Source organism: Stenotrophomonas maltophilia, from assembly GCF_013464915.1.
Taxonomy (GTDB): domain Bacteria; phylum Pseudomonadota; class Gammaproteobacteria; order Xanthomonadales; family Xanthomonadaceae; genus Stenotrophomonas; species Stenotrophomonas maltophilia_AT.
Genome location: NZ_RAVT01000073.1, coordinates 1 through 1008, shown reverse-complemented (window position 1 = coordinate 1008; position 1008 = coordinate 1). Strand labels below are relative to the sequence as shown.

Annotated in this window: 1 protein-coding gene; it reads right to left on the bottom strand. The window is 71.0% G+C overall.

Annotated elements, in window-relative coordinates; all coding sequences use genetic code 11:
* Window positions 1-30: 30 nt before the first annotated feature.
* Window positions 31-909 (bottom strand): bifunctional methylenetetrahydrofolate dehydrogenase/methenyltetrahydrofolate cyclohydrolase FolD, encoded by an 879-nt coding sequence (folD, locus tag D7T59_RS20500; RefSeq protein WP_014036908.1) that lies wholly within the window; start codon window positions 907-909, stop codon window positions 31-33.
* Between the last annotated feature and the right edge of the window lie 99 nt (window positions 910-1008).

Sequence of the window (1008 nt, the reverse complement as noted above, 5' to 3'; positions counted from 1 at the left end):
SYCCCCCCCCCCCCCCCCCGGCACTACCATTCAGCTCAGCGCTTCCGCCGCTTCCAGGGTGTTCTGCATCAACGTGGCCACGGTCATCGGGCCCACGCCACCCGGCACCGGGGTGATCCAGCTCGCCCGCTGGGCAGCCGCTTCAAACCCGACATCGCCCACCAGGCGGCCGTCATCCAACCGGTTGATACCGACGTCGATCACCACCGCGCCCGGCTTCACCCATTCGCCCGGCACGATGCCCGGGCGGCCCACCGCCACCACCAGGATGTCGGCGTTGCGCACGGCCTGTTCCAGCACGTCCTTGGGGGTGAACTTGTGGCAGCTGGTCACGGTGCAGCCGGCAATCAGCAGCTCCAGGCCCATCGGGCGGCCGACGTGGTTGCTCACGCCCACGATGGTGGCGTTGCGGCCGCGCACCGGCTGGTCGGTGTGGCCCAGCAGCGTGGTGATGCCACGCGGGGTGCACGGGCGCAGGCCGAACTCGCGCAGGGCCAGGTGGCCGACGTTTTCCGGGTGGAAGCCGTCCACGTCCTTGCGGGGATCGATGCGCTGGATCAGCCGGCGCGCGTCGGGGATGCCCGGCAGCGGCAGCTGGATCAGGATGCCGTTGATCTTCGGATCGGCGTTGAGCTGGTCGATCAGGTCGAGCAGCTCGGCTTCGGTGGTACCGGCCGGCAGATCGTAGTCATGCGCTTCGATGCCGACCTTCTCGGCGGCACGGCGCTTGTTGCGCACGTACACGGTCGAGGCCGGGTCGCCACCGACCAGCACCACGGCCAGGCCCGGGCGGCTGCCACCCGCGGCCACGCGCGCGTCGACGCGCACCTTCAGGCTGTCGAGCAGGTCCTCGGCGATACGGCGGCCATCAAGGATGCGGGCAGGAAGCTGGGGGGCGGAATCGGTCATCGGGAGCGGGCGTGGGGCGGCGGGGACGCTATTGTCCCCGATTCAAGCCCCCTCGCCCACCGCCACGCGTCGACACCGCGCACCGGTAGTGCCGGCCGC

Coding starts and splice junctions, on each gene's coding strand:
- folD (WP_014036908.1), bottom strand. CDS start 909: ATGACCGATTCCGCCCCCCAGCTTCCTGCCCGCATCCTTGATGGCCGC.